The 26,741-nt window shown below is 70.5% G+C and carries 22 protein-coding genes; 4 read left to right on the top strand and 18 right to left on the bottom strand.

The features are described 5' to 3' along the window. The first annotated feature begins 233 nt into the window (after positions 1-233). On the top strand, positions 234-3,110 hold the full coding sequence (locus FV226_RS01625) for an EAL domain-containing protein (protein ID WP_147761528.1): 2,877 nt from the start codon (positions 234-236) through the stop codon (positions 3,108-3,110). A 43-nt stretch (positions 3,111-3,153) separates the two neighbouring features. On the opposite strand, the gene FV226_RS01620 is transcribed toward FV226_RS01625, so the two are convergent. The 7 genes from FV226_RS01620 to FV226_RS01590 all read right to left on the bottom strand — a co-directional run bounded on the left by FV226_RS01620 (position 3,154) and on the right by FV226_RS01590 (position 9,775). Then, positions 3,154-4,536, bottom strand: coding sequence for a 3-deoxy-7-phosphoheptulonate synthase class II (locus FV226_RS01620; RefSeq protein WP_147761527.1), 1,383 nt, complete (start codon positions 4,534-4,536; stop codon positions 3,154-3,156). 153 nt (positions 4,537-4,689) lie between these two features. Then, on the bottom strand, positions 4,690-5,073 hold the full coding sequence (locus FV226_RS01615; RefSeq protein WP_147761526.1) for an RNA polymerase sigma factor region1.1 domain-containing protein: 384 nt from the start codon (positions 5,071-5,073) through the stop codon (positions 4,690-4,692). Between the two features lie 55 nt (positions 5,074-5,128). After that, complete coding sequence (gene gor / locus FV226_RS01610; protein WP_147761525.1) at positions 5,129-6,514, bottom strand: glutathione-disulfide reductase; 1,386 nt, start codon at positions 6,512-6,514, stop codon at positions 5,129-5,131. Beyond that, positions 6,511-7,698 (bottom strand): O-antigen ligase family protein, encoded by a 1,188-nt coding sequence (locus FV226_RS01605; RefSeq protein WP_147761597.1) that lies wholly within the window; start codon positions 7,696-7,698, stop codon positions 6,511-6,513. The genes gor and FV226_RS01605 overlap by 4 nt, the downstream gene beginning before the upstream one ends. 78 nt (positions 7,699-7,776) lie before the next feature. Beyond that, a complete protein-coding gene (locus FV226_RS01600; protein WP_147761524.1) occupies positions 7,777-8,346 on the bottom strand; it encodes a DUF2059 domain-containing protein in 570 nt (189 codons plus the stop codon). 80 nt (positions 8,347-8,426) lie between these two features. Beyond that, a complete protein-coding gene (gene rpiA, locus FV226_RS01595) occupies positions 8,427-9,140 on the bottom strand; it encodes a ribose-5-phosphate isomerase RpiA (RefSeq protein ID WP_147761523.1) in 714 nt (237 codons plus the stop codon). A gap of 173 nt (positions 9,141-9,313) precedes the next feature. Further along, positions 9,314-9,775, bottom strand: a complete 462-nt coding sequence (locus tag FV226_RS01590; protein ID WP_147761522.1) for a hypothetical protein — start codon at positions 9,773-9,775, stop codon at positions 9,314-9,316. Positions 9,776-9,933: 158 nt separating this feature from the next. Here FV226_RS01590 and FV226_RS01585 point away from each other — a divergent pair, with 158 nt between their 5' ends. Continuing rightward, positions 9,934-10,617 carry an HAD family hydrolase gene (locus FV226_RS01585; protein ID WP_147761521.1) on the top strand — a complete coding sequence of 228 codons (684 nt, stop codon included), beginning with the start codon at positions 9,934-9,936 and terminating at the stop codon, positions 10,615-10,617. A gap of 12 nt (positions 10,618-10,629) precedes the next feature. Here FV226_RS01585 and FV226_RS01580 read toward each other — a convergent pair whose 3' ends face one another. From FV226_RS01580 to FV226_RS01555, 6 genes are all read right to left on the bottom strand, one after another. Then, on the bottom strand, positions 10,630-13,869 hold the full coding sequence (locus FV226_RS01580; RefSeq protein WP_147761520.1) for an efflux RND transporter permease subunit: 3,240 nt from the start codon (positions 13,867-13,869) through the stop codon (positions 10,630-10,632). A 120-nt stretch (positions 13,870-13,989) separates the two neighbouring features. After that, positions 13,990-15,111, bottom strand: a complete 1,122-nt coding sequence (locus tag FV226_RS01575) for a M48 family metallopeptidase (RefSeq protein WP_147761519.1) — start codon at positions 15,109-15,111, stop codon at positions 13,990-13,992. Next, positions 15,111-16,379, bottom strand: a complete 1,269-nt coding sequence (locus FV226_RS01570) for a DUF898 family protein (RefSeq protein ID WP_147761518.1) — start codon at positions 16,377-16,379, stop codon at positions 15,111-15,113. Before FV226_RS01570 ends, FV226_RS01575 begins: the two co-directional genes overlap by 1 nt. A 34-nt stretch (positions 16,380-16,413) precedes the next feature. After that, positions 16,414-16,848 carry a tellurite resistance TerB family protein gene (locus FV226_RS01565; RefSeq protein WP_147753323.1) on the bottom strand — a complete coding sequence of 145 codons (435 nt, stop codon included), beginning with the start codon at positions 16,846-16,848 and terminating at the stop codon, positions 16,414-16,416. 112 nt (positions 16,849-16,960) lie between these two features. Then, positions 16,961-17,185: a YbdD/YjiX family protein gene (locus FV226_RS01560; protein WP_147753324.1), complete on the bottom strand. Its 225-nt coding sequence runs from the start codon at positions 17,183-17,185 to the stop codon at positions 16,961-16,963. A gap of 4 nt (positions 17,186-17,189) precedes the next feature. Further along, entirely contained in the window at positions 17,190-19,247 is a 2,058-nt protein-coding gene (locus tag FV226_RS01555) for a carbon starvation CstA family protein (protein WP_147761517.1), read from the bottom strand. Between FV226_RS01555 and FV226_RS01550 the strand changes: the two genes are divergently transcribed. Beyond that, positions 19,180-20,352 (top strand): NAD(P)-dependent oxidoreductase, encoded by a 1,173-nt coding sequence (locus tag FV226_RS01550; RefSeq protein WP_348644081.1) that lies wholly within the window; start codon positions 19,180-19,182, stop codon positions 20,350-20,352. The genes FV226_RS01555 and FV226_RS01550 overlap by 68 nt on opposite strands. A 6-nt stretch (positions 20,353-20,358) precedes the next feature. Here FV226_RS01550 and miaA read toward each other — a convergent pair whose 3' ends face one another. Beyond that, complete coding sequence (gene miaA, locus FV226_RS01545) at positions 20,359-21,285, bottom strand: tRNA (adenosine(37)-N6)-dimethylallyltransferase MiaA (protein ID WP_246691456.1); 927 nt, start codon at positions 21,283-21,285, stop codon at positions 20,359-20,361. A gap of 16 nt (positions 21,286-21,301) precedes the next feature. Here miaA and serB point away from each other — a divergent pair, with 16 nt between their 5' ends. Next, positions 21,302-22,198 carry a phosphoserine phosphatase SerB gene (gene serB / locus FV226_RS01540; RefSeq protein ID WP_147761515.1) on the top strand — a complete coding sequence of 299 codons (897 nt, stop codon included), beginning with the start codon at positions 21,302-21,304 and terminating at the stop codon, positions 22,196-22,198. Positions 22,199-22,204: 6 nt separating this feature from the next. On the opposite strand, the gene FV226_RS01535 is transcribed toward serB, so the two are convergent. The 4 genes from FV226_RS01535 to hflK all read right to left on the bottom strand — a co-directional run bounded on the left by FV226_RS01535 (position 22,205) and on the right by hflK (position 26,556). Beyond that, positions 22,205-22,678, bottom strand: a complete 474-nt coding sequence (locus FV226_RS01535) for a coiled-coil domain-containing protein (protein WP_246685486.1) — start codon at positions 22,676-22,678, stop codon at positions 22,205-22,207. 139 nt (positions 22,679-22,817) lie between these two features. Beyond that, positions 22,818-24,341 carry a DegQ family serine endoprotease gene (locus FV226_RS01530; protein WP_147761514.1) on the bottom strand — a complete coding sequence of 508 codons (1,524 nt, stop codon included), beginning with the start codon at positions 24,339-24,341 and terminating at the stop codon, positions 22,818-22,820. A gap of 131 nt (positions 24,342-24,472) precedes the next feature. Beyond that, a complete protein-coding gene (hflC, locus tag FV226_RS01525) occupies positions 24,473-25,429 on the bottom strand; it encodes a protease modulator HflC (protein WP_147761513.1) in 957 nt (318 codons plus the stop codon). Further along, positions 25,426-26,556 (bottom strand): FtsH protease activity modulator HflK, encoded by a 1,131-nt coding sequence (gene hflK / locus FV226_RS01520; RefSeq protein WP_147761512.1) that lies wholly within the window; start codon positions 26,554-26,556, stop codon positions 25,426-25,428. Before hflK ends, hflC begins: the two co-directional genes overlap by 4 nt. Positions 26,557-26,741: the final 185 nt, after the last annotated feature.

Genomic DNA, 26,741 nt, shown 5'->3' with positions numbered 1-26,741 from the left:
CCCTCAAGCCGTGACATGGCATTTCCGAAGATGATGCTCGACGGTTAGGTCGTCGTCGTTAAGATTTGGCTGACGCTGGCGGCCGTCCTGCGCGGTATCCGAGGCGATGGTTACGACGGTGCTGTTCGGCCCGATCGCCGATCCAGCCGGGGATACGCGTGGCGGCGACTAATGCCGCCTTAACATTTCACGCTTATCTTGACGCGGTGCGGGCAGGAAGAAGCTACGTTTCCATGCGATGGAATCGAACCGGATCGAAGGTCGGCGGACGCTCGGGGGCCGGCGCGCTGCGGCGTATCGCCGATGCCGGGACGACGATCCGCGGCCGGATACTCGTCGCCTTCCTGACGATGAGCCTGATCACCGGTACCCTCGGGATCTATGCCATCCAGGGGCTTCAGGAGGCGGGTGAGCTCGTCAACCGCACCTACGACGAATCCCTGATGTCGATCAATTACGCGCGGGCCGCGGCGGCGGACTTCGCCAACATGCGCTCGGCCTTCGCCCGTCGCATGGTGACCCGCGACCCGGCCGCCGCCGCCAAGCTGGATGCCGCGATCAACGAACTCGCCTCCACGCTCACCGAGGATCTTGGGATCGCCGTCGAGCGCTCGCAATCGGACCGCGTGGTCCGCTCGGCCAAGGCCGTGCAGGAGGGCGTCGAGCTTTGGGAGACGATGCGCCACGGCCTAGACGGGTCTACGGCCAAGATCGCCGCCTGGGACGCCCTCGATCACCAAGCTGGAATCGTCGACGGGCAGATCGAGCTCCTGGTCAACTACACTGCCGGCGACGGCTTCGTCTTCCGCCAGACCGCCCGGAAGGTGGTCGCGCAGGAGGTGCGCTTCAACCTGATCGCGATGGCGGTCGCGCTGATCCTGTCGGGCTTCGTCGCCTACCTGCTGAACCGCCGGATCACCGGGCCCCTCGCGGCGGCCTCTTCGGTGGCCGCGCGGATCGCGGCCGGACGCCTCGACGACGCCGTGCCGACCGGCGGCCGCGACGAGCTCGGCGCGCTGCTGCGGGCCATGGCGACCATGCGCGACAACATCCAGGCGATGATGGAGCGCGAGGTCAGCCAGCGCCGTTCGGCCGAGACCCTGCTCGCCGACGCGCTGCAGAGCTCGCGCGAGGGCGTCGTCGTCGTCGACGCCCACGGGCGGATCGCGCTCGCCAACGCCCAGGCGCTTCAGTTCTTCATCGGTCTGCGCTCGGCGGTCGAGATCGGTTCGTCGGTGACCGCGCTCGCCAACGGCCAGGCCGACGCCCCCGCTGCGCTGGTCGATTGCGCCCGCACCCTTTCGCGGGACGGCGAGGTCCAGCTCGCCGACGGGCGCTGGCTGCGCGTCAGCCGCAGCGCCACCCAGGAGGGCGGGTTCGTCGCCGTGTGCAGCGACATCAGCGTGCTCAAGGAGCAGGAGGCCGGGCTCACCCAGACCAACCTGCGCCTGGACGCGGCGCTCGACAACATGAGCCAGGGCCTGTGCCTGTACGACGCCGACCACCGGCTGATGGTGGTGAACCGGCGCTACGGCGAGATCTACAACCTGCCGCCGGGCTCTGTCGTCCCCGGCATGTCGGTCGTGTCCGTTCTCGAACGCAGCCTCGGGGCCGGCCACCATCCCGGCTCCGGCCGCGTCGACCTGGTGCGCGAGGCCGAGGCGATCTTCGCGGCCGGTCCCGACCGCACCTATTTCCAGGAACTCGCCAACGGCCGCGTCGTCGCCATCGAGCAGCGCACGACGGCCGACGGCGGCTTCGTCGCGACCTTCGACGACGTGACCGACCGGCGCAAGGCGGAGGCGCGAATCGCCTTCCTCGCCCACCACGACGCGCTCACCGGGCTGCCGAACCGCATCCTGTTCAGCGAGCAGGTCGACGCCGCGATCGCGCAGGCCGGGCGCAGCAGCGGTTTCGCCGTGTTCTGCCTCGACCTCGACGACTTCCGGCCGGTGAACGACACCCTCGGCCACGTGGTCGGCGACGAGCTGCTGAAGGCCGCCGCCAACCGGATCGAGGCCTGCATCCGCGAGATCGACACCTGCGCCCGCCTCGGCAGCGACGAGTTCGCGATCCTGCAGCGCGGAATCGACACCGCCGAGGACGCCGCCGTCCTCGCCCGCCGCCTCGTGGAAGTGCTCGGCGCGCCCTACGTCCTGTCGAGCCACACGGTCACGCTGGGCGTCACCCTCGGGATCACCCTGGCCCCCCATGACGGCACGAGCTGCGAGAAGCTCCTAAAGAACGCCGACGTGGCCCTCGCCCGCTCCAAGGTCGACGCCCGCGGGTCGTTCCGGTTCTTCGAGCCGGAGATGGATGCGCGGCTGCAGGCACGGCGCCTGTTCGAGGTCGACCTGCGCGAGGCCGTCGCCAACGAGGACTTCGAGGTCCACTACCAGCCGATCTACTGCCTCAACGCCGAGCGGATCTGTGGCTTCGAGGCGTTGCTGCGCTGGAACCATCCGGTGCGCGGACGGGTGTCGCCGGTGGAGTTCATCCCGGTGGCCGAGGAACTCGGCCTGATCGTCCCGCTCGGCGAATGGGTGTTGCGCCGCGCCTGCGAAGAGGCGACCCGCTGGCCCGACGGCCTCAAGGTCGCGGTCAACGTCTCGGCGGTGCAGTTCACCTCGGCGAGCCTGGTGACGGCGGTGCGCGACGCCCTGCAGGCCACCAACCTCGCCGGCCACCGCCTGGAACTGGAGATCACCGAATCCGTGCTCGTGGCCAACACCGGCGCGACGACGGCGATCCTGCACAATCTCAAGATGCTCGGCGCGCGCGTCTCGATGGACGATTTCGGCACCGGCTATTCGAGCCTGAGCTACCTGCGCAGCTTCCCCTTCGACAAGATCAAGATCGACCAGTCCTTCGTGCGGGACCTCTGCGCGGAGGACGGCACCGAGTTCATCGTCCGAGCGGTGATCGGCCTCGGGGCGAGCCTGCGGATGACCACCACCGCCGAGGGCGTCGAGACCGAGGCGCAGCTGGCCAAGCTCCGGGCCGAGGGTTGCGACGAGGTCCAGGGCTACCTGTTCAGCCGGCCGGTCCCGGCCGCCGAACTGCCGGACCTCATCGCCCATTGGAACGGCGCGAAGCGCGCGATCGCCTGAGCGGCCGCGGCGGCGTACCTCGCCGACGCGACCCTTCGCTGGCCTATTCGGCCGCGTCGAGGCGCGGACGCTCCACCGCGGTGCGACCGCGCCCGACCAGCTCGGCCGTGCGGAACGCGACTTCCAAGGCCTGCTCCGCGTTGAGTCGCGGGTCGCAGTAGGTGTGGTAGCGGTCTTGAAGGTCGTCCGCCGTCAGCGCGCGGGCGCCGCCCGTGCATTCGGTGACGTCCTTGCCGGTCATCTCCAGGTGGATGCCGCCCGGGATCGTGCCCTCGGCCGAGTGCACGCCGAAGAACCCCTCGATCTCCTGCATCACCCGCTCGAACGGACGCGTCTTGTAGCGGCCGGCCGAGATCGTGTTGCCGTGCATCGGATCGCACACCCACACGACGCTGCGGCCTTCGCGCTCAATCGCCCGCACCAGCCGCGGCAGGTGCTCGCCGACCTTGTCCGCGCCGAACCGGCAGATCAGGCTGAGGCGCCCGGCCTCGTTGCCTGGGTTCAGCGCGTCGGCGAGCCGGATCAGGCCGCCGGCGTCCATCGACGGTCCGCACTTGAGGCCGATCGGGTTGCGGATGCCGCGGGCGTACTCGACGTGGGCGTGGTCCGGCTGGCGGGTGCGGTCGCCGATCCACAGCATGTGGCCCGAGGTGGCGTACCAGTCGCCGGTCGTCGAATCGACGCGGGTCATCGCCTCCTCGTAGCCGAGCAGCAGCGCCTCGTGGCTGGTGTAGAAGTCGGTGGTCCGCACCTCCTGGTGCGTCTCCGGGTTGATCCCGATGGCGCGCATGAAGTCGAGCGCCTCCGTCATCCGTTCGGCGACGTCGGCGTAGCGGGAGGATTGCGGGCTGTCCTTGACGAAGCCCAGCATCCACCGATGCGAGTTCTCGAGGTTGGCGTAGCCGCCGGTGGCGAAGGCGCGCAGCAGGTTGAGCGTCGCCGCCGACTGGCGGTACGCTTCGAGCTGACGGCGCGGATCGGGGATGCGGGCCTCGTCCGTGAAGGTCAGCCCGTTGACGATGTCGCCGCGGTAGCTCGGCAGGCTGACGCCGTCGAGGGTCTCGGTCGGCGAGGATCGGGGCTTGGCGAACTGCCCGGCGATGCGACCGACCTTCACCACGGGCGACGCGCCGGCGAAGGTGAGTACCAAAGCCATCTGCAGGAACACGCGGAAGAAATCGCGGATGTTGTCGGCCGAATGCTCGTCGAAGCTCTCGGCGCAATCGCCGCCCTGGAGCAGGAAGGCGTCGCCGGTCGAGACTCGCGCGAGCGCGGTCTTCAGCTTGCGCGCCTCGCCCGCGAAGACGAGGGGCGGGAAGCTCGCGAGCTGAGCCTCGACCGCTTCGAGGGCGGCCGGATCCGGATAGGCCGGCACCTGCTGGATCGGCAGGTCACGCCATGTCTTCGGTGTCCAACGCTCGCCCATCACACACTCCCACGCACCTCGCGGCGCCTCTCCCGTGCGCGCCGAATCTGGGCGCGAAGCGCGGCTTATAGAGCGGTTTGTCCGGCTGGGCGAGATGAGGCGGGCGCGGGGCTGGGCGGATCGCAGGTCGCGGCGAGCGCCGGGGCGGATGGGTCAGCCTTCGCCGTCCTCGACCTCGATGCCATGCTCGGCCAGGATCCAGAAGATCGCCTCCAGGTCCTCCGCCGAGACGTCGCGGGCGGGGAGCGCTTCCTCCAGGTCCTCGTAGGTCAGGCACCGGCTATTGCGTGCCGTGGCCATGGCGAGGAGCGCGTCGATCGCGCCCTGGATGTCCGGCGCCAGCATCTCCCGGCTCGGGCCCGTCGTCGAGAAGGCCGGCCGGAGGGCGTCGGCCAGCAGGCCGTCGATGACGCGCTGCCGCCGCACTTGCGCGTCGTCGCCGGCCGGCTCCCGCTTGTCCGGGCCCCGCTTGCCGGGCTCGTCCTTGCCGGGCTCGTCCTTGCCGGTGTCTCGTTTGCCGCTGTCTCGCTTGCCCATCGTGCGGATATGGCCCGGGAATGCGCGGCGTCGAGGGCCGATCGCGCGCGGATCGTCAGCCGACGGCGACGGGGTGCTTCGTCACCTGCGGAACCCGCATCGTCACGAGTTCTTCCGACGCCGTCGGATGCACCGCGATGGTACGGTCGAAATCCGCCTTGGTCGCGCCCATGGTCACCGCGATGCCGACCGCCTGGATGAGCTCGCCGGCATCGTGGCCGAAGACGTGCACGCCCACGACCTTGTCGCTGGCGCAATCGACCAAAACCTTCATCAGGACCTTCTCGTCGCGTCCCGAGAGCGTCGCCTTCATCGGGCGGAAGCTTGCCTTGAACACATCGATCCGGCCGTAGATTTCGCGTGCGGTGTCCTCGTTGTGGCCGACGACGCCGATCTCCGGCGTCGAGAACACCGCGGTCGGGATCAGGCGATGGTCGACGCAGGCCGGCCTGTCGCCGAACACGGTGTCGGCGAAGGCGTGCCCCTCGCGGATCGCGATCGGCGTGAGGTTGGCGCGGTTGGTGACGTCGCCGACCGCATAGATCGAGGGCACCGCCGTCTGCGAGTAGGCGTCGACCGGGATCGCGCCGGCGGCGTCGGTCTCGATCCCGACCCGGTCGAGGCCGAGCCCGGCGACGTTGGGGCGACGCCCGGTCGCCATCAGCACTTGATCGACGACGAACGTCTCGCCGTCGTCGAGGGTCGCGGCGATGCCGGCGTCGACCCGTTCGAGCTTGGCGAGGTTGCGGCCCAGCTTGAGCGAGAGCCGCTTCGCGTAGGCGTCGCCCAGCGCGTCGCGGATCTCGTCGTCGAAGCCGCGCAGCAGCCGGTCGCCGCGGTGGAGCAGCGTGGTCCGGCTGCCCAGGGCCGCGAACACGCCCGCGAACTCGACCGCGATGTAGCCGCCGCCGATCACCAGGATGCGCTCGGGCAGCGTCTCCAGCTCGAACACCTCGTTCGAGGTGATCGCCAGCTCCGCGCCGGGCACCGTCGGCTCCTTGACCGGGTGGGCGCCGACCGCGACCAGGATGACCTTGGCGGTGACGCGCCTGTCGCTGGCGACGAGGCGGACCGCGTGCGCGTCCTCGATCACCGCGCGCTCCGGCACCACGGTGACGCCGGCCCGGATCAGGTTGGCGTCGTAGATGCCTTCGAGCCGCGTCACCTCGGCGTCGCGCCGGCGCTTCATCACGCTCCAGTCGAAGCGCGGCGCCTCCACCGTCCAGCCGAAGCCGGCCGCGTCCTCGAACTCGTCGGCGAAGCGTCCGGCGTAGACCATGAGCTTCTTCGGCACGCAGCCGCGGATCACGCAGGTGCCGCCGACGCGGTACTCCTCCGCGAGCGTCACGCGGGCGCCGTAGCCGGCCGCGACCCGGGCGGCGCGGACCCCACCGGAGCCGCCGCCGATCACGAACAGGTCGACGTCGTAGGTCTCGCTCATGACGGGGTCCGATCCGGCCCGGCCTCGGGCCGGGAAAGGGTGTGAGGTGCGGTGCGGCTCCTGGCATCCCGCAGCCAGGTGATGGCAGCGCCGAGGCCCGCCGTCCACCACGCCGCCCAGGTGTTGTGCTCGACGAAGGCGATGGCCGCCGCCGCCGCGACCAGGGCGAGCGCCGTCGCGCGCTCCCCCGCCGGCCAGGCGACGAGGGGTGCGAGCATCAGCATCAGAACCGCCGCCGCGAGCACGGCCCCGGCGGTTCCGAGCTCGGCCCAGACCTGGAGGAATGCGTTGTGCGGATGGCCGACGGCGAGCAGCGTCCGCATCTCCGGATCGAGGCGCGCGGCCACCGGCGCCTCGGCGAAGCGAGCCGACGTGCCGAAGCCGGCTCCGACCCACGGGTCCGCCGCGACGGCTGCGCCGAAGCTCCGCGCGATGGCGACGCGGGCCCGCGAGGAGGAATGGACCAGCCGTTCATGCGCGGCCTCCGGCATGAACCGGTCGAGCAGGTCGCCCTCGACCGGCGCCAACGCCACGGCGAGCCCGAGGCCGAGCCCGGCGAGGCCGACCGCGAGGCGGGCCGGCAGCAGGCGCCCGAGGACGAACATCGCAAGTCCCGCGGCAAGCCCCATGGCAGCCGCCCCGCTGACCGAGCGCAGGATGCCGAGCGCTGCGAAGGCCAAAGCCGCGAGCGCGACGACGCGCGGGCCCTGGCGCCACAGTACCAGGGCGAGCGGGCCGGCGACGACGGCAAGCGTGAGCGCGGGACGGTTGTAGACGAACTCCGCCATCCGCTGGCCGAGGGCGCGCTGCAGCGGCAGACCCGCGGCGAGGCCGACGGCGATGGTCAGCCCGGCGAGCACCACCATCGCGGCCGAGAGCGGCGCGGCGAAGCCCGGCATGCGCCCAGGGGCGAGGCGCACCAGCAGGTAGGCGGCGACGAGGGTCGGCACGAACTCGCCGGCCATTCGCAGGGAAAGCGCCGGAAACGGCGTCCAGGCGAGCGTCGCGGCGCACCAGGCCAGGAACACCAGGGCCGCGAGGCCCGGCGGCGTCGCGAGCGGCGGCAACAGCAGGCGCCGCACCGCGCCGGCATCCTCAAGGCAGCGCCCGGCCAGGAACAGCAACGCCGCGATGGCGACGACGAGGGGGCTCGAGCGGTTGGCCAGCGCCATCGCCAAGGGCATCGCCGCGAGCGCGACGGCGCCGGCCGCGTAGAGGCGTCGGGACGGATGCACGGCGCGTTCTGCGGACAGCCCTACGGCCTACTGGAGCTGGTGCCCGCGCTTGCCCATCTCGGCGCGCACGCGGACCATGACGTATTCCGAGACTTCCTGGGTCCAGGTCTGCATCGCCTGGACCATCTCGTCGAGGATCTGCGGCTGCGTCTCGACGTAGCGCTTGCCGGCGGGCGAGCGGAAGAACGTCGCGATGTCCTGTAGCTCGGGTTCGGTCAGCTTGGTCGCGTAGATGCGGGCGGCGGTGTCGATGATGCGCTGCTTCTGCAGCTCCATCTCCGGGTTGAGCGACCGCAGCACCTCGTCGAGGTCCTTGGCCAGCTCGGGCCGCGTCACCGACTGCTGCTTGATCTGGTCGGCGAACGCCGGAATGATCGAATCGAACGAGCGGGCGATGCCCGAGCTCAGCATCACCTCGCGGGCGAGCGCGAGGTGGTTCGCGCTGATCGTCGGGGCGCCGCGGTTGGCCGGCGCGGCGGGCGCCGGTGCCGCCGGTGCCGGCTTTGGCGGCGCGGCCTTCGGCGCCTGGGCGAGGGCTGGGCCGGCGAAGAGGGCGGCCACCAGGGCGGGAAGGAGGCGGCGGGAGAGGACGGACATTCCGGACGTTCCTGAGCGAGGGGGATGGGACGGCGACACCGATGCCGTCCCCGGGGCGCCGCTCGGCGGCGCGAAAGCGTTTATGCGAGGCTGCCGATCACGCTGACCTCGGCGCGGCCGTCGCGCTCCTCGGCGAGGATGGCCGCGGTGGCGATCCCGAGGAACAGGCCGTGCTCGACCACCCCGGGAACCGCCCAGAGCAGGGCCGACAACCGCTCCGCGTCGGCGATGCGGCCGAGGCGGGCGTCGAGGATGAGGTGGCCGCCATCCGTCGTCAGCGGCGCGACGCCGGACGTCACGCGCAGCGCGACGTCGCCGGCGCAGCCCGCGCGCGCGATCGCCGCCTCGACGCCGATCCGGGTCGCGGCGAGGCCGAAGGCGTTGACCTCGATCGGTAGCGGGAAGGCGCCGAGCGTCGCCACGCGCTTGGCCGCGTCGGCGATCACCACCATGCGGCGGCTGGCGCAGGCGACGATCTTCTCGCGAAGCAGGGCCGCGCCGCCGCCCTTGATCAGGCGGAGGTCGGCGTCGACCTCGTCGGCTCCGTCGATGGTGAGGTCGAGCTCGGGCAGCTCCTCCAGGGTCGCGAGGCGAATGCCCTCGCGCGTCGCCGCCGCATGGGTCGCCTCGGAGGTCGGCACGCCGACGACGTCGAGGCCGTCGCGGACGCGGGCCCCGAGGAGCGCGACGAAGGCCGCCGCCGTCGAGCCGGTGCCGAGCCCGAGCCGCATGCCCGGCTCGACCAGGTCGAGGGCGCGGGCGGCCGCCGCGCGGCGCAGGTCCGGGCCGCTCACGACGACGTCCCGCCGTCGGGTCTCGTGGAAGGGTGCATGCGCAGGGTGCCGGTTCGTCCCGTTCAGGTGCGGCACGCCCTAGCATGGCCGCCGCCGCGCCGGGAAGCCGCGGCGCCTGCCGAAACCGGCATTCGGATGACGGATCCGCCCGCTTGCGCCCCGCCCGCGCCGCGTCAGGGCCGCCCGCCCTGCGGCGGCGTCGCGCTGGCGCCGGCGCGGCCCGGAACGTTGCCGACGAGGGGCGCCTGGGCGGCGCCTTCGGCGGAGGGGTTGGTCTGCTGGGTGCAGACGACCTGCTCCTTCTTCACCAGCACGAAGCAGATGCTCATCTCGCCGGTGCGGTAGTTCACCCGGAACACGCCCGCCTCGCGGGTGTGGCGCGTGGCGACGAGGCCGTATTCCGACGGGGGCTGCGCGCCGGCCCCCTCGCCCGCCGCGAAGCAGACCGTTAGGCCGATGCCGCCCCCGACGTCCTGCAGCCCGTACTGGCACGAGGTGACCTCACCCGTGACCTTGTCGACCCGGTACATGCGGTTGAGGTCGGCCTGCGGGGCCGGGACGAACTCGAACGAGGCGGCGGCGGCGGAAACCGGCGCGAGCAGGCAGAGGCCGAGGGCGAGCAGGCGGATGTTCATGGACGGTCCCGGGGTGTGACGCCCTCTCCTTTCACGGGGGTTTCGGGCAAGTCTGGGGCGTCGGATGTCGTCCGCGCCCCGAGGGGTGCCGGAAACTTGCCCCGTCCGCCGCGGGCGGCTAGCGAGGGCGCCATCCCCGCCCCTTGCGAAAGCTCGCGATGTCCACCTTGCCGAAGATCGCCGTGTTCGACCTCGACGGCACCCTGGCCGAGACCGCGGGCGACCTGATCGGCACGCTGAACGTACTGCTGCTGCGCGAGGGCCTGCCGGAACTGCCGCTCGCGGAGGCGCGGGACCTGATCGGCGCCGGCGCCAAGGCGCTGATCCGCCGCGGCTTCGAGGCCGCCGGCAAGGCGCTGACGCCCGAGCGGCACGAGGCGCTGTTCGCCGACTTCCTGGAGCATTACGGCGCGCACCTGTGCGACCGCTCGCACCTCTATCCCGGCGTGGTCGAGGCGCTCGACCGGCTTGAGGCCGAGGGTTTCCGGCTCGCCGTGTGCACCAACAAGGTCGAGCTCCACGCCGTCGACCTGCTCGACAAGCTCGGCATCGGCGGTCGCTTCGCCGCGATCTGCGGGCGCGCGACCTTCCCCTACAGCAAGCCCGATCCGCGCCACATCACCCTGACGATCGCCAAGGCCGGAGGCGACCCCGCGCGCGCGGTGATGGTCGGGGATTCCCGCGCCGACATCGATGCGGCCAAGGCCGCCGGCATCCCGGTGGTGGCGGTCACCTTCGGCTACACCGACACGCCGGTGGACCGGCTCGGGCCGGACCGGGTGATCAGGCATTTCACCGAGCTCGCCGACGCGGTTGCCGAGCTGGTGCCGCCGCGGGCGTAGGCGTCTTCGTTCCTACGCGTAATCCTCCGGCACCTGCACCTTGCCCGCGCGCAGCACCGTGTAGAGGAACGGCACGAACAGCAGCGTCGCCGGCGTACCGAAGGCGATGCCGCCCATCACGGCGCGCGCCAGCGCCGCGTTCTGCTCGCCGCCCTCGCCCGTGCCGAGCGCCATCGGGATCAGCCCGAGGAACATCGCGCCCGCCGTCATCAGCACCGGGCGCAACCGGGTCTCGCCGGCCAGGAGCGCCGCCTCGATCGCCGAGCAGCCCGTCGCCTCGCGGTGCTCGCGCGCGAAGGTGACGAGCAGGATCGAGTTCGCCGACGCGATGCCCACCGACATGATCGCGCCGAACAGCGACGGGATCGAGAAGGTGGTGCCGGTCACGAACAGGCTCGCGACGATGCCGCAGAAGGCGAGCGGCAGCGCCGCCAGGACCACGAACGGGTCGCCCCAGCTCTGATAGTTCACCGCCATCAGCAGGTAGACCGCCACGAGCGCGATGCTGAGGCCGACGCCGAGGCGCACGAAGGCCGAGTCCATGTTCTCGATCTGCCCGCGCACGGTGATCTTGTCGGGGGCCGGCAGCGCCTTCTGCTCCTCGTCGACGATGGTGCGGATTTCTCGCGCCACCGAGCCGAGGTCGGAATCCTGCACAGCCGCGTAGATGTTGTAGGTCGGCGCGGTGTTGACGTGGTTCACCACCGTCTGCGTCGCCTGGCGGCGCACGGTCGAGACGCTGGACAGCAGGGTCAGCACGCCCGGCTGGTCGCTGTTGGCCCGCACCAGCAGCGGCGTGTTCTGAAGGTCGGTCAGCGAGGCGTTGCGGTATTCCGGCGTCTGCACCCAGAGTTGGTACGGGATGCCGGTCTTCGGATCGGTCCAGAAGTTCGGGGTCACTTGGAAGGAGCCCGACAGGGAGACGTTGAGCCCCTGCGCCACCTGCTGCTGCGTCAGCCCGAGTTCCGAGGCGAGACGGCGATCCACGTCGACGAAGAATTGCGGCGTGCCGACGATCTGGTGGAGGTGCACGTCGACGGCGCCCTTGGTCTCCTTCAGGCGGCGCACGATGTTCTGGGCGACCGCGAGGTCCTTCTCGGCGTTGCGCCCGGACACCTGCACGTCGATCTGCGCCAGCGTGCCGAAGTTGAGGATCTGCGTGATGATGTCGGAGGGCTGGAAGTAGACGATCACGTCGGGGAAGCGCTCGCGCAGCACCTCGCGAAGGCGCTTGGTGTAGTTGCCGACGTCGCCGTGGCCCTCGCGCAGGTTCACCAGCATCTGGCCGTCGTTGTAGCCGACGAAGGAGCCGTCCGAGAACGCGAAGTTGTAGTTGTTCGAGGGCAGGCCGATGTTGTCGAGGATCTGCTCGATCTCGCCCTCGGGGATCACCTCGCGCACCGTCGCGCCGATCGCCGCGAAGACCTGCTCGGCGGTCTCGATCCGCATGCCGGGGCGGGTGCGCAGGTGCAGCGTGAGCTGGCTCGAGGCCACCTGCGGGAAGTAGTCCCGCCCGACGAAGGTGAAGAGCCCGGCGGTGCCGGCGAAGACGAGGACGACGAAGGCGATCGTCGCGACGCGCCGGCGCACGACGACGTGGAGCAGGCCGAGATAGCCGCGGTGGAAGCGTTCGAAGCGGGCCTCGAAGCCGTTCCGGAACCGCCCGGCGAGGTGGAAGACCGGGCGCACGAGCCAGCCGAGGGCGCGTGTCACACGCCCGCGCCGCGGCGGCGGGTGGGCGGCGTCGTGGTCGCCCCCGTGTCGCTCGACGTATTCGCGGGCGACCAGCACGTCGATCAGCACCGGCACGAGGGTGCGCGAGAGCAGGTACGAGGTCAGCATCGCGAACACGACCGCCAGCGCCTGCGGCGTGAAGAGATATTTCGGCGTGTCGGCCAGCGCGAAGACCGAGACGAAGGCCGCGCAGATCGACAGCGTCGAGATCAGCGTCGGCTTGGCGATGCTGGCCGCGCCCTCGACCACGGACTTGCGGAACGGCTCGCCCTCCTCGAACAGCCGGTAGGTGTTCTCGATCGCCACCGTGGCGTCGTCGACGAGGATGCCGACGGCGAGCGCCAGGCCGCCGAGCGTCATCACGTTGATGGTCTGGCCGAGCGCGGCGAGGATCGCCAGCGAGGTGAGGATCGAGAGCGGGATCGAGATCAGCACGACGATCGTCGAGCGCCATGACCCGAGGAACAGCAGGATCGTCAGGCCGGTCAGGCAGGCGGCGATGGCGGCCTCGTGGATCACGCCCTCGATCGCGGCGGACACGAACACCGACTGGTCGAACAGCGGCTTGATCGCCATGCCGTCGGGCGCCGCGGCCTGGATCTCGGGCAGCACCTTCTTGACGTTGTTGACCACGTCCAGCGTCGAGGCGGTTCCGTTCTTGAAGATCCGCATCAGCACCGAATGCAGCCCGTCCGAGCGCACGATGTTGACCTGCGGCGGCCCGCCGTCGCGGACGTAGGCGACGTCGCGCACCAGAACCGGCTGGCCGGCCACCACCTTGATCGGGATCTCGTTGAGGGCTGAGATCGCGTCCGGCGTGGCGTTGAGCAGGACCGGGTATTGCTGCTCGCCGATCTTCACGAGGCCCGAGGGCACCGTGAGGTTTTGGGCCGTCATCGCGTTGGTGACGTCGAGCGCGGTCAGGCCCAGGGCGCGCAGGGCCTGGAGGTCGAGGTCGACCATGATCTGGCGCGGGGTGCCGCCGAAGGGCGACGGCAGGGTCGAGCCCGGCACCTGAACCAGGCGCTGGCGGATGCGGTACTGCGCGTAGTCGTAGACCTTGGTCAGGCTCTCCTTCGTCGATGTCAGCGCGAGCTGGATCACCGGCACCGAGGAGGCCGAGAACCGCAGCACGATCGGCGGCTGCACGCCCGGCGGCATCGCCGAGCGGATCGAGTTCATCGCCGAGACGACCTGCGTGATCGCGAGGTCGACGCTGACCTCGCCGTCGAAGTAGATCTTCTGGATCGCCGTGCCCTGAAGCGTCGTCGATTCCATCCGCTTGATGTTGTTGACGTTGTTCGAGAGCGAGAACTCGGCGTAGGTGGTGATCCGCCGCTCCATCTCCGGCGTGGACAACCCTGTGTAGGTCCAGACCACCACGACCACCGGGATGTCGACGATCGGCAGCACGTCCTTCGGCGCGACGACGATCGCGCCGCCGCCGGCGAGCATCATCAGCACGGCGAGCACGTAGGTGGTGATACGAAACTTCAGCGCGTACTGGACGAGGCCCATTTGGTCTCCGCGACCCGGCTGCGGCCAGATCATCGCATCATGAATGCAGACGCCACCGAACGCGAGATTTGTTTCGCGATCATGTCGTTGCGCCGCGACGGCGAAGAGGCCGCAGCCGCGTCAGACTCGCCGCCCCGGGCCGGGACGCAGCTTCGGTGCCGGCTTATCCGGCGCACCCGGGCAGATCCGGCGCAGCTGCGCCCACTCGGCCTCGCTCAGGATGCGCCGGCCGGATGCGGCGGCGGCGGCCTGCGCCCGGATCGTGGCGGCGCGTTCGCGGGTGAAGGGATGGGTGCGCAGGAAGTCCGGGTCGGTCTCCGCGTCGTCCTTGGCGATCCGCTCCAGCATCGTCGCGAGCGCGGCGGCGTCGCCGCCCGCCGCCTGCATCGTGGCGACGGAATAGGCGTCCGCCGCCCGCTCGGCGTCGCGGCTGTAGCCGGCCGAAAGCGCCGCCTGGCCGAGCGCGACGATGACCGTCGAGCCGGTGAGGTCCCCGAGCACGAGGCTGAGCAGGAACGAGGTGCCAGACGCCTGGATCAGCGCCCGCGTCGGATCGCGCAGGGCCACGTGGCCGAGCTCGTGCGCCAGCACGCCCGCAAACTCGTCGGCGCTTCGCGCCTTGGCGATCAGCTCCGAAAGCACGACGACGCGCGCGCCGGGCAGGGTCAGGGCGTTTGCCGTATTGTGCCGGCGCACCGTCACGGCGAGGTCGGACGGCAGGCCGCGACCGGACACGAGGCGGGCGACGAGGCGGTCGAGCACGGCCCGTCCCGCCGGGTCGGCGCAGGCCGGCGGATCGCCCATCAGGTCCAGCACCTGACCCTCGACCGCGGCGCCGAGACGCGCCTCGACGCCGTCCGGTACCAGGGGCGCGAGGAAGCCGGCCGCGACCGGCAGGCCGAAGGCGACCGCGAGGAGGATGGCGACGCCTGCCGCCAGCGACCCGACGACGAGGCGCCAGGTGCCGCCGGCCGTGTCGGCGCGCTTGCGCAGGTCGGGGCAGCGGATTGCGAGGATGGCGGCGAACGTCGCGTCTACCACCTCGACCTGCCCGGGATCGCCCGCGATCCCGAGGCGCAGGAGCGGCGCCTGCGCCTCGCGCGCCCTCAGGTCGTCGAGGTTCCAGTCGCGGTGCACGCCCGGCCCGGTGATCTCGAGGCGGTCGCCGAGGCGCAGGGTCACGTCGTGCGGCGCGGCGCTCCGGCCGTCGAACCAGCGGCCGGAAGCGGTGCTCGACGGCATCAGAACCCGATCTGCAGCGCGCCGCCCACGTCGAGCGCGTCGGCGAGGCCTTCGTTGAGGCCGCTGCCCGGCCCGTGCGTCGCCGCCAGGATCCGGTTCAGGCCGTCCGCGTCGGCGATGTGGGTCGTGGTCGCGACCGCGGCCCAAAGTCGGGCCTGGACGATGAGCACGTGCAGCACCGCGAAGGAGAGCGCGCCGCCGAGATAGAGCAGGCCGCCGCCGAGCGCCGCCGCCCAGGCGAAGCCGTCGCCGCCGGCGGCCCGCGCTGCGAGACCGGCGAGGAGCGCGATCAGCCCGACCACCGCGACGAATCCGAGGAGCGACAGCGCGTAGACGAGGTAGGGCCAGTAGAACTGCCGCGCCCGAAGGGTCGAGACGAGGCGGACCGGGCCCAGGCTTGCGGCGTTCAGACTCGCGGCGTTCATGAACACCTTGGCTTCGCGCGCGCGGTAGAGCGGAACCAGCAGGAGCGCGAGCGGAAGGCAGCACCCGGCCGTGACGCCGAGCGCGATCCCGAGGGTCGCGACGCGGCTGCCGCGATAGGCCGGGTTGAGGATGAGGTCGCCGGCCTTGCCGCCGGGCTTGGGCAGGATCAGGTCGGTCGGCAGGGTGAAGTCGTTGGCGGCGAGCAGCGCCAGCAGCACGGCGAGCACCGGCCCGAACGCCACCGCGTAGAACAGCAGCCACGGCCCGACGAGCGAGCGCCCGCGCGCATCAGACGCCATCCGGCTCGTGCCGACCCGGGTGTGGCCGATGCGGTAGCGTTCGAGGCTGGCGCGCATGAACGGGTAGGCGAGGCCCAGCGTCGCGAGCGTCAGCGTCCACCACAGGGCGGCGCGCGCGGCGTAGACGAGGCCCGATCCGTCCTGGCCGAGGCGGATGCCGCGCCACAGGGTGCGCATCGCCCGATAGCGCCGGCCGCGATAGATCGCGAACTGCCCGACCAGGAACAGCAGCACGAAGGAGAGGATCGCCGAGTACGGCGCCAGCGCCGGCAGGGCGACGGCGAGGCCGAACAGGCCGACATAGATCACGATCAGCAGCGCGAGCGCCACGAGGAAGCCGAGGAAGAGCTCGCGCCCGGTGCCGGTATATTCCGCCGGGCTGCCGTCGACGACGGTTCGGCTCCAGAAGAAGCGCCGCAGGTCGGTCATGTACCAGAAGCGGTAGATGCCGAAGGTGACGAGCGAGAGCAGGAACCCGATCACCGCGAGCCCGGTGAGGCCGCGGAGCCGTGAGTCGAACGCGATCTCCCCGGTGCGCGGCATCGGTCCCCCTCCTCAGCCTGCGGTGGACGCGCGGTCAGCGCAGCAGCGCGGACTTCTCGACCTGGAGGGCGGCGGCGATCTCGTCGAGGGCCTTGTGCTCGACCTCGCTGATGCCGCCGAAGTCGGCGACGTCGGCGGCGATCAGGAAGATGTCCTGGCGCTGGTCGAGCGGCCGGTCGGCGACGGCCGCGACGTGACGCAGGTTCTCGATCCGCCCGGCCCGCGTCTTGGCGCGGGCGATGCCCTCGTAGAGCTCCTGCTCGATCCGCAGCGTGTCGTACGACTTCTGGAGGATCGGGTTGGCCCGCATCCCCGAGATCGCCGACTCGACCTCCTCCTCGTCGACGTCGCCGTCGGCGATCGTCACGTTGGCGGCGGCCGAGACCGCGGCCTGCAGGAACAGGCCGTCGCCGGCATAGGACATGATCGTCCGGCCGAACCGCAGAATGGCGTCCTGGAAGATGCTCATGCCTACCTCGCGTTCGCCCGACTCACGGGAAACGCCCCCTCCAAGTCAAGCGTTTTACGTCCCGCGACCGGGCCGCATCCTCGATCGATCGATCTTCGAACGCACCGCACGGTCAACAGCAGCGGAACCCGCTGGTGTTGCCGACGCCGAAGCGGGCGTTCTCCCGATGGCGGAAGAACTCGACCTCGCTCATCGGCGCCTGGTCGGGATGGGTGCGGGCGACGTGCGCGGCGTAGGCCGCGTAGTCGCCCTGCCCGACCATCAGCCGCGCCCCGTCGCAGACGCATTTCGACAATGCCTTCCAGCGGTCGCGCAGGCTCTGCGAGGCGGCGTCCACCGGCCTACTCCGCCGCGACGATGCGGGCTTCGCTCTCGATCGCGGTCCAGCGGTCGGAGCGGAGCGCCTTCAGGCAGGCGGCGATGCCGAAGCCGGCGATCGCCACGACGAGGCCGATGAACAGGGCGGCCAGCACCGTGTCGATCCGGTCGTTCAACACGATCTGGCTCATCTGGCCGAGGTCCTTGGCCGGTGCCAGCACCTTGCCCTCTGCGATCGCGCCCGCGTAGCGCTCGGCGTGGGCGAGGAAGCCGATCTTCGGGTCGGCGGAGAAGATCTTCTGCCAGCCGGCGGTGAGGGTGCAGATGCACAGCCACGCGGTCGGGATGATCGTCACGAACGCGTAGCGCTCGCGCTTCATCTTGAAGATCACCACCGTGCAGAGCGTCAGCGCGACGGCGGCCAGCATCTGGTTCGAGATGCCGAACAGCGGCCACAGGGTGTTGATGCCGCCGAGCGGGTCGGTGACGCCCTGGTAAAGGAAATAGCCCCAGGCGCCGACCGCGATGGCGGTGGCCAGGATGCTCGGAACCCAGGCGTTGGTCTGCTTGAACGCCGGCACCGCGAGGCCGACGAGGTCCTGCACCATGAAGCGGCACGCGCGCGTCCCGGCGTCGACCGCGGTGAGGATGAACAGCGCCTCGAACAGGATGGCGAAGTGGTACCAGAACGCCATCATGCCCTTGCCGCCGACGGCGCTGGAGATGATGTGCGCCATGCCGACGGCCAGCGTCGGCGCGCCGCCGGCGCGTGCGATGATGGTGTGCTCGCCGACGTCCTTGGCGGTCTGGACGATGACCTCCGGCGTCGTCGCGAAGCCGAGCTTGGTCACCGCGGCGGCCGCCGTCTCCGGCGTCGTGCCGAGGAGCGCCACCGGCGAATTCATGGTGAAGTACACGCCCGGGTCGATGACCGTGGCCGAGACCAGCGCCATCACCGCGACGAAGCTCTCCATCAGCATGCCGCCGTAGCCGATGAAGCGCGCGTCGGCCTCGCTGGCGATCAGCTTCGGCGTGGTGCCCGACGCGATCAGGGCGTGGAAGCCCGAGACCGAGCCGCAGGCGATGGTGATGAACAGGAACGGGAAGAGCTGGCCGGCCCAGACCGGACCGGTGCCGTCCACGAACTTCGTCACCGCCGGCATCTGCATGTGCGGGGCGACGAAGGCGATGCCCAGCGCGAGGCCCGCGATGGTCCCGATCTTGAGGAAGGTCGAGAGGTAGTCGCGCGGGGCGAGCAGCAGCCAGACCGGCAGGATCGAGGCGACGAAGCCGTAGCCGATCAGCATCCAGCAGAGCTGCGTGCCGGTGAAGGTGAAGGCCGGGCCCCAGACCGGGCTGTCGGCGATCGCGCCGCCGCCGAAGATCGCCGCCATCAGCAGGACGAAGCCGAGGATCGAGACCTCGCCGATCCGGCCGGGGCGGATGGTGCGGGTGTATACGCCCATCAGCATCGCGATCGGGATCGTCGACATCACGGTGAAGGTGCCCCACGGGCTCTCCGCCAGCGCCTTGACGACGATGAGCGCCAGCACGGCGAGCAGGATCACCATGATCAGGAAGGTGCCGAGCAGCGCGATGACGCCCGGGATGGTGCCGAGCTCGGTGCGGATCAGCTCGCCGAGCGAGCGGCCGTCGCGGCGCATCGACACGAACAGGACCAGGAAGTCCTGCACCGCGCCGGCGAGCACGACGCCAGCGAGTATCCAGAGCAGCCCCGGCAGGTAGCCCATCTGCGCCGCGAGCACCGGGCCGACGAGGGGGCCGGCGCCGGCGATCGCCGCGAAGTGGTGGCCGAACAGCACGCTCTTGTTGGTCGGGACGTAGTCGAGCCCGTCGTTGTGGCGGACGGCCGGCGTCTCGCGCTTCGCGTCGAGGCGCATCACCTTCTCGGCGATGAACAGCGCGTAGTAGCGGTAGGCGATGAGGTAGACGCAGATCGCCGCGACGACGAGCCAGAGGGCGTTCACCGCCTCGCCGCGCTCGACGGCGACGATGGCGAGCGCCGCCGCCCCCAACGCTCCGACCAGGGCCCAGGGGCCGTGCCTACCGATCGCGCCCATCGTTCCGCTCCCGAAGCCGGCTCTGAACGGCCGACGATCATGCGCGGTGATGCCGTACTTTTCGAGCGAGGAAAATCCCCCTCCCTCGGTCGAGTCGACACCCGCGCCGCGTTGTCGCGACGCGTCGCACCACCTGTGCGCTCATCGTTTGACGCTGCGACGCGCGATACCTAGACCGCACACACACCACACGAAACTGCACCACACGAAACCGCACGACACGAAACGGAGACGGATGATGGCGAAGGTCGCGTTCCTGGGGCTCGGCGTCATGGGCGCCCCGATGGCCGGGCATCTGGCCAAGAAGGGCCATTCGGTCACCGTCTACAACCGCACCGCCGCCAAGGCGGAGGCGTGGGTGGCGGCCAACGGCGGCGCGCACGCGCCGACGCCCCGCGCGGCGGCCGAGGGCGCCGAGATCGTGTTCGCCTGCGTCGGCAACGACGACGACCTCCGCGGCGTCGTGCTCGGGCCGGACGGCGCGCTCGCCGGCATGAAGCCGGGCGCGATCTTCGTCGATCACACCACCGCCTCGGCCGAGGTGGCGCGCGAACTCGCCGAGGCGGCCACCGAAGCGGGTGTCGGCTTCGTCGACGCCCCGGTCTCCGGCGGCCAAGCCGGCGCCGAGAATGGTGTGCTCACCGTGATGTGCGGCGGCGAGCAGGCGACCTACGACACGGTCGAGGGCGCGATCGGCGCCTACGCGCGGGCCTGCCGGCTGATGGGTCCGGTCGGCTCCGGCCAGCTTACCAAGATGGTCAACCAGATCTGCATCGCCGGGCTGGTCCAGGGGCTGTCCGAGGGCGTGCACTTCGCCAAGAAGGCCGGGCTCGACGTGGAGGCGGTGCTCTCGGTGATCTCGAAGGGGGCGGCCGGCTCTTGGCAGATGGAGAACCGCGGCGCGACGATGAACGCGGGCAAGTTCGACTTCGGATTCGCGGTCGACTGGATGCGCAAGGATCTCGGCATCCTCCTCGACGAGGCACGTCGCAACGGTGCCAAGCTCCCGGTCTCGGCCCTCGTCGATCAGTTCTACGCCGAGGTGCAGGCCATGGGCGGCAACCGCTGGGACACGTCGAGCCTCGTCGCGCGCCTGGAACGGTAAAAGGCCTCAGGCCAGCTCGGCCATCGCCGCCTCGGGCGAGAGCCAGCGCCAGTCCGCACCCATCTGGTGGCGAAACCAGGTGAACTGGCGCTTGGCGTAGCGGCGGGTGTCGGCCTGCCCGCGCACGATCGCCTCCTCGAGCCCGATCGCGCCGTCGAGGTGGGCGATCAGCCCGGGCACCCCGTGCGCGCGCATCACCGGCAGCAGCGGGTCGAGGCGGCGTTCGTGAAGTGCCGCGACCTCGTCGAGGGCGCCCCGGTCGGTCATCGCGCGGAAGCGCAGGTCGATCCGGGCGCGCAGCTCGTCCCGCTCGGGTGCCAGGAAGATCTTCTGCAGCCTTCGTCCCGCGAGCGGGCCTGGCACGCGCTGGCCGTGGAACGCATCGATCGGGCGGCCGGTGGCGGCGTGGATCTCGAGCGCACGCATCACCCGGGCGCGGTCGCTCGGCCGCAGCCGGGCGGCGCCGGCCGGGTCGCGTACGGCGAGGTCGGCATGCAGCGCCTCGGTCGGCCGGCCCTCGCAGGCGGAGCGGATCGCTGTGCGCACCGAGTCCGGCACCGGCGGCAGGTCCGAGAGGCCTTCCTCCAGGCTGCGGAAGTACAGGCCGGTCCCGCCGACGAAGATGGGTAGCCGCCCGTCGAGGTCTGCCAGCAGGGCCGCGGAGTCCCGCGCGAAATGCCCGGCGGAGTAGTTCACTGCGCCGTCGACGTGTCCGTACAGACGATGCGCGACGCGCGCCTCCTCGACGCGATCCGGCCGGGCCGAGAGCACGCGAAGGTCGGCGTAGACCTGCATCGAGTCGGTGTTGACGACGACCCCGCCCTGACGAAGCGCCAGCGCCGTCGCGAGCGCCGACTTGCCCGAGGCGGTCGGCCCTGCAATGAGGATCGCCTCCGGCCGCCCCTGCGACGACGCATTTGAAAGCGGCAACACGAAATCGTCGGCTCCGATGACCCTTGTCGCGACCCTGATAGCAAACGAGGCCCGCCCCGCCATCACCGATGCGGTGCTGGCCGAGGCGCGGCTGGTGCTGGCGACCGAGCACCAGCCGCGCATCCTGCACGGCGAGGTCGCCGCCGAGGTTCTGCTGCCGGGCGCTCCCGCCGCCGCGGCGGCGCTGACTGAACGCCTGTGCACGGCGCTCGGCAGCGAACCGATCGACGTCGCGGTGTTGCCGGCCGACGCGCACCGCCGCAAGCGCCTGTTCCTCGCCGACATGGACTCGACCATGATCGAGCAGGAATGCATCGACGAGCTCGCCGACACGATCGGCCTGAAGCAGCAGGTCTCCGAGATCACCGAGCGCGCGATGCGCGGCGAGATCGCCTTCGAGCCCGCGTTGCGCGAGCGCGTCGCCCTGCTCCGCGACGTGTCGGCCGGGGTGGTGGACGCCCTGATCCGCGACCGGCTGACCCTGACCCCGGGCGGCCGCACGCTGGTCCACACGATGAACGCGCACGGGGCGCGCAGCTGCCTCGTCTCCGGCGGCTTCACGCTGTTCACCGGGCCGATCGCCGAGGCGCTTGGGTTCGACGAGCATCACGCCAACCGGCTCGGGCTTGCGGGTGGACGCCTCACCGGCCTCGTCGACGATCCGATCGTCGGGCGCGAGGCCAAGCGTGCGACGCTGATCGCCCTGCGCGACGGCCTCGGCCTAGCGCCGACGGAGACGCTGGCGGTCGGCGACGGGGCGAACGACCTCGACATGCTCGGGGAAGCCGGTCTCGGCGTCGCGTTCCGTGCCAAGCCCGCGGTGGCGGCGGCGGCGAAGGTCCGCATCGAGCACGGCGACCTCAGCGCGCTGCTTTACCTGCAAGGCTACATGGCGAGCGAATTCGTCGCCTGACCATCATCAGTGCAGGCTGCGGACGAGCGCGACGAACGCCCCGAGGATCGCGACGGTCTGAAACCCGATCATCCCGAACATCGACTTGATGATGTCGGATTTCGCCGTGGCGATGTCCGCGCGGGTCGAGAGGCGCAGAGCTTCGATGTCGGACTTCGTCGACGTGCGCAGAGCGTCGATGTCATGACGGATCACGACGAAATCAGCCTTCGTCTCCACACGAAACGCTTCGATGTCGATTTTTGTCGCGGCGCGAAGCGCCTCGATGTCGGCCTTCGTCACGATCCGAAGCGCTTCGATGTCGTGCCGGACGTCCACGATGTCACCCTTGGTGGGGATACCGCTGGCGAACACCTCGGACATGGCGTCGGGCATCCCCTCAGCCTGCTCCGGCGTGAGGTGCGCCTTCTCACGCAGGCTGCGCGCGAACTGCAGCGTATCGAAGGCGACGGCATTCACGGGGTCGGCTGCCTCGCGCACGGGCTCTCATCTGAAACGGAGGGCGACCGGTTCGGTCCGCGCATGCGAGGCGTCAGCGTGTTCCCATCCGCCACGAACGAGAACGCCGCCGCTCGGAATGGGCGGCGGCGTCAGGTGTCGCGGCCGCCTCAGCGGTCGATCAGTCGAGGCCGATCGCCACGAACCGCACGTCGCCGGTGGCGCTCGCCACCAGCAGCAGGACGGACTTGCGAGCGTCCTTCCGTAGGGCTTCGACGCGCTTGGTCACGTCGGCGGGCGTGTTGACTGCTTCCTGGCCGACCTCGACGATCACCTCCCCGGGCTGGATGCGCTTGTCGGCCGCCGTCGAGTTCGGGTCGACCCGGGTGACGACCACGCCCTTCACGCCGTCCTTGATGCTGTACTTGCGCCGAAGCTCGTCGGTGAGGCCCGACAGGTTGAGGCCAAGTGCTTGGCGGGTCGCATTCTCGGGCTCCGGCTGTCGCAGGTTGGCGAGCTGCGGCTTGTCGCTGTCCTCCAGGCGGCCGAGCGTGACCGACTTCGTGCTCTCCTCGCCCTTGCGGACGACCACGACGTCGACCTTCTGCCCGACAGGCGTCGAGGCGACGATGCGCGGGAGGTCGCTCGAGGCCTTCACCGGCGTACCGTTGAACTTGACGATCACGTCGCCGACTTCGAGACCCGAGGTCTTGGCCGGGCCCTTCTCGTCGACTCCGGCCACCAGGGCGCCCTTGGCACCTCCCTTGAGCCCCAGCGCTTCGGCGGTGGCGTCGTCCACGTTCTGGATGCGCACGCCGAGCCAGCCGCGGCGGACCTCGCCGAACTCGCGAAGCTGGTCGATCACTGGCTTGGCCGAGCTCGACGGGACGGCGAAGCCGATGCCGACGGAGCCGCCGGTCGGCGACAGGATCGCCGTGTTGATGCCGATCACCTCGCCGTCCATGTTGAACAGCGGGCCGCCGGAATTGCCCTTGTTGATGGCCGCGTCGGTCTGCAGGTAGTTGTCGTAGGGGCCCGACTCGATGTTGCGCCCCCGCGCCGAGACGATGCCGGCCGAGACCGAGCCGCCGAGCCCGAACGGGTTGCCGATCGCGATCACCCAGTCGCCGGCGCGCATCTTGTCCGAATCGCCGAAGGGCACCGCCTTGAGCGGCCGCTCCGCCGTCGGCTTCACGCGCAGGACGGCAAGGTCGATCTTCGAATCCTTGCCGATGATCTCGGCCTTCAGCTTGGTCCCGTCGTGCAGGATCACCTGGATGTCGTTGGCGTCGCCGATGACGTGGTTGTTCGTGACGACGATGCCCGACGCGTCGATGATGAAGCCGGAACCGAGCGAGCTCGACTTGCGCTGCTGGCGCGGATTCTCGCTCTCGCCGCGCTGCTCGTTGCCGCCGCGTCCGCCGCGCTTGTTGAAGAACTCCTCGAACAGGTCCTCGAACGGCGTGCCCGGCGGCAGCTGCGGGCCTGCGCGGTTGCCGGGGCGCGCTTCGACGGTGGTCGAGGCTGAGATGTTGACGACGGCGTCGTCCACCTTTTCCGCGAGGTCGGCCAGCGATTCCGGGCCCTTGGCGTAGGCCGGCATCGCCACCGACGAGGACGCGATCAGGATCGCGGCGGCGACCGTTCGCGCTGAGCGGCGGAACCGGGCGAAGGGATGCGCGGGCGCGCTCGCGACGGGGTGCATGATCGACCTCTTCAAGAACGCGTTTCCGGAGCTGCTTCTTATGGACCGTCAGGACGGCCGGCGGTTCGTCCGCCACCTTTCAAGATCGTCGGCGGCCCGCCCGCTTCAAGGGCGGGCCGCCTGCATCATCGTCAGCGGACGGTGCCGGTCGAGCCTGTCGTCGCGGACGGGTCGGCGCCTCGCGGCGCGCCGCCCTGGGCCGCCTTGCCCTGCGGATCGCTGAAGTAGCGGAAGAAGTCCGAGTTCGGGCTCATCACCAGCCGGGTCTCGGAGCCCTTCAGCCCGGTCTCGTAGGCCTGCATCGAGCGGTAGAAGCTGAAGAAGCTCGGGTCCTTGCCGAAGGCTTCGGCGAGGATGCGGTTCTTGTCCGCGTCGCCCTGGCCCCGAAGCTTCTCGGCCGTCTGCGTCGCGTCGGCAAGGATCACGGTGACGTCGCGGTCTGCCTTGGCCTTGATCGTCGCGGCGATCTGGTCGCCGTTGGCGCGGATGTCGGCGGCTTCGCGCTCGCGCTCCGTCTTCATCCGGCGGTAGACCGCGACGCTGTTCTGCGCCGGAAGGTCCACGCGGGTCATGCGCAGGTCGACGATCTGCACGCCGAGCGCCTTGGCCTCGCGGTTCACGTCCTCCTGGATCTGGTTCATCAGCCGGGTGCGCTCGGTCTTGACGATGGCGTCTCGGGTCGATCGGGCCAGCACGTTGCGTAGGGACGAGTTGGTGAAGCTCGCCAGGCGCTGGTTGGCCAGCGCGACGTTGTTCACAGACTGGTAGAACCGCAGCGGGTCGATGATGCGGTAGCGGGCGAAGGCGTCGACCTCCAGGTTCTGGCGGTCGGCCGTCAGCAGGGTCTGTACCGGCAGGTCGAGGTCGAGGACGCGCTTGTCGAACAGCACGACGTTCTCGACGAAGGGCAGCTTGAAGTAGAGCCCCGGCTTGTCCTCGCCGGTCTGGTTCAGGACGGCGCGGACGCGGCCGAACTGGAGTACCAGGGCCTGCTGCATCTGCCCGACGGTGAACACCGAGGCGTAGAAGGCGAGTGCGAGCGCGGCGGCGATGACCGCCGAGCCGGTGCGGATGGCCTGTGCGTTCATCGGGCCGCTCCATTCGTCTGCGCCGGGGCGGGGGTGCGGGACCCGAATTCGGCCAGCGGCAGCACGGGCACGACGCCTGCCGCACCGGTCGCGCCGGATCCGGCGACGCCCTGGTCGATGATCACCTTGTTCACGGAGCCCAGCACCTTCTCCATCGTCTCCAGGAAGATCCGCTCGCGGCTGATCGTCGGCGCGGTCTTGTAGGAGGCGTAGACCTCGTCGAAGCGCGCGGCCTGTCCGGTCGCGTCGGCGGTGGCCTTGGTCTTGTACGCTTCCGCCGCCTGGACGATCTGCGAAGCGCGCCCGCGGGACTGCGGAACCTCGCGGCTCGCGTAGGTCTTCGCCTCGTTCTGCGCCGTGTCGGCGTCCTGCTGCGCCGCGTTCACGTCGATGAAGGCGGGCCGGACCTCCGGCGGCGGGTTGACGCTGACGAGCTGCACCACCTCGATGCGGACGCCGGCGCCGTACTCGTCGAGGGCGTTCTGGGTGATCTCCTTGACCTCCTGGGCGACGCTCGACTGCTCGTTCGTCAGGATCGCCTGAATGTTGCGGCGGCCCACGACCTCGCGCATCGCGCTCTCGGCGATCGCCTTGATCGTGCCCTCGGGGTTCTGGAGGTTGAACACGTAGTCCGAAGCCTTCAGCGGGTTCACGCGCCACTGCACCTCGAAGTCGAGGTCGACGATGTTCTCGTCGCCCGTGAGCATCAGGCTCTCGTCGGGCATGTCCCGGGTGCGCGCCTGGGCGCCGCCGGCGGACCGGAAGCCGACCTGGATCGAGTTCACCTGTCCGACGTTCGGCTTGATCACGCCGCCGACCGGATAAGGAAAGTTGTAGCGCAGGCCCTCGCCCTTCGAGCCGACGTAGCGGCCGAAGATCGTCTCGATGCCGACCTGGTTGGGGGCGACCGTGTAGAAGCCCGTCGCGAGCCACAGGCCCACTGCGAGCGCACCGATCACCACGAAGCTCTTGCCGCCGCCGAGCGAGCCGCCAGGCATGACGCCGCGCAGGCGGTCCTGGCCGCGCCGCAGGAGATCCTCGAGATTGGGGGGCGTCTTACCGCCGCCGCCACCGCCGCTGCCCCAGGGGCCGCCGCCATTGCCGCCGCTCTGATTGCTCCAAGGCATGCTAGCCGTCTTCTCCTGCCTGCTGTGGGGTCGCCCGCGCGCCCACGGTTCGAACCGCACACGCGGCCCGCGACCGTGTCCAAACCTGCCCGGATGAGGCAGCCACCGGAACGAGCGGAGGCCTACGCACCTGCGAGGGACCGTCGCCTGCTGTCAAGGCAGGCAGGTGGGCATCGCCGCCCCCT

This window comes from Methylobacterium sp. WL12 (genome assembly GCF_008039475.1).
Taxonomy (GTDB): domain Bacteria; phylum Pseudomonadota; class Alphaproteobacteria; order Rhizobiales; family Beijerinckiaceae; genus Methylobacterium; species Methylobacterium cerastii.
This window is presented reverse-complemented; position numbering and strand designations above follow the sequence as displayed.